The organism is Clostridium sp. AM25-23AC (genome assembly GCF_003435125.1).
Classification (GTDB): Bacteria; Bacillota; Clostridia; order Lachnospirales; family Lachnospiraceae; genus Pilosibacter; species Pilosibacter fragilis.
This window is the reverse complement of sequence record NZ_QWGI01000047.1, coordinates 1-1,625: the sequence shown is the minus strand read 5'-3', so window position 1 is coordinate 1,625 and position 1,625 is coordinate 1. Positions and strand designations below refer to the sequence as shown.

2 protein-coding genes are annotated in these 1,625 nt (G+C 45.3%); one reads left to right on the top strand and one right to left on the bottom strand.

Going from position 1 to position 1,625, the window contains the following annotated elements:
- Positions 1–93: 93 nt before the first annotated feature.
- Entirely contained in the window at positions 94–921 is an 828-nt protein-coding gene (locus tag DW677_RS16795) for a hypothetical protein (RefSeq protein WP_015553877.1), read from the bottom strand.
- A 188-nt stretch (positions 922–1,109) separates the two neighbouring features.
- Here DW677_RS16795 and DW677_RS16790 point away from each other — a divergent pair, with 188 nt between their 5' ends.
- Positions 1,110–1,400 carry a CD1845 family protein gene (locus DW677_RS16790; RefSeq protein WP_009901657.1) on the top strand — a complete coding sequence of 97 codons (291 nt, stop codon included), beginning with the start codon at positions 1,110–1,112 and terminating at the stop codon, positions 1,398–1,400.
- Positions 1,401–1,625: the final 225 nt, after the last annotated feature.

Here is a 1,625-nt window from a genome sequence, read left to right as displayed (position 1 = left end):
GGTGTCAAAGGTGCTGCGGGAGCTTTCCGAGCTGGTGGCAAAATAAGACGAGGGCGGCAGGTTCCGATGTTGGGACCTGCCGCCTTGTTCTTTTTACCATCTATATCTATGTTTCCGAAAATGTAATTCCCGAAGTCCAGCCTCTTTACAAATAGACGATAGAATTTTTAGTATTTCTTCTCGTGTAGAATTAAGCCATTCAGCAAGCTCACGATCATAGAAACAATAAGCGACATCTTCGCCTGTGCCATATGTCGAATAGGCTTTTTCCTTTTTGGCTATTTTCAATCGTCTGCGAATTGCTGTTAGCATATCAGTGATAGTATAGAGTTTTTCTCTCCATAAAGAGTTTTGGACAGAAGATTTTCCATCAGCCTGTTTTAATATGGAGCCATCACGAGTTCTTAGTACCCCTGTATTCAAGGCAATTAGCGTATCTTCAATCGCTTTATCAAAATCCTCCATTCGACCTTCTTGATAAATGTCATCTTGAAAGGCTGGACGATCAAAGCACTCCAAATAAAATTGGACAAGCTCTTTATCTTTTTCAAAGGCAGGTGTGGAAGAAGTAGTTTCGACTTCCAAAATTGCTGTCTGTTCTGCAAGCTGCTTCCAACTTTGTAGCAGTTCTTTAGGATAACGAGTAATATCCGTATCAATCAATTTAGAACAAGACTGGCATAACCAAATTCCATTTTCAAACGACTTTCTTTCTTCGGGTGTCATAGAAGCGTCATAGCGTGGACCGCCTTGAGCCGCTGCACAGATATGAGCTGCTACCCCTATATTTGTAATTTTTTCAGGATTGGTATTTGCCCCACAAGTCAACTTTCGGCAAGCAGGATTACTACATCTTCTACCAACCCGATTTGCCAGTAATTCCTTTGTTGCTGAAGTAAAGTCGTCTCTGCTGTTCCCCATGTTCATCACCTCGTCTAACCAAAATATTGATTTCATTATATCATAACTTTTTAGATAAAACCATCAAGCTTCTGGCCAGCATGACCCGAAGTTTTAGGACAGGATTTACTAATCTTTCGCAACATTTATGTCCCCGGGCAGGCATGATAAAATAGAGGTAGAAAGGATAGATAAAGGAGGTTTTGAAGATGAAGATACTGCTGAAAATATTGGTTGCTCCCTTTGCTTTGGCGTTGTCCCTTCTGGCGGCTCTGCTGGTATTCCTGTTTGATATTTGTGCCGTCCTGCTGACGATTGCCTCTGTGATCCTGGCGGTGCTGGGCGTCGCTCTTTTTTTCACGCCGACGCCCATAGGCGGGATTGTATTTCTGTTTCTTGCCTTCCTTCTTTCGCCGTATGGACTGCAAGCGGCGGCGGGCTCCCTTCTTTGGGCGCTGGACGGAGGCAAATCCGCTCTGTACCGGTTTCTGGCAAGTTAAGCAGCCTCGGGCCATACTGGCCCGAAGTCGGGGCGGTCTGAATGGGCCGCCCCTTTCTCATGGAAAGGAGGAATGATTTTTGGCTACCACAACTTTGTTGCAGCGCCATGCGGGCGAAGGCGAAACGATTGCCGAGGCAATCCGGGATTGTCTGGACTATGGCAAGGACCCGGAGAAAACAGAAAGCGGAAAGTATATCTCCGCTTATGAATGTGATCCGGCCAC

Bases quoted from the DNA above. Each gene is read 5' to 3' on its own strand.
- DW677_RS16790 (WP_009901657.1), top strand. From the start codon at position 1,110: ATGAAGATACTGCTGAAAATATTGGTTGCTCCCTTTGCTTTGGCGTTG.
- DW677_RS16795 (WP_015553877.1), bottom strand. From the start codon at position 921: ATGGGGAACAGCAGAGACGACTTTACTTCAGCAACAAAGGAATTACTG.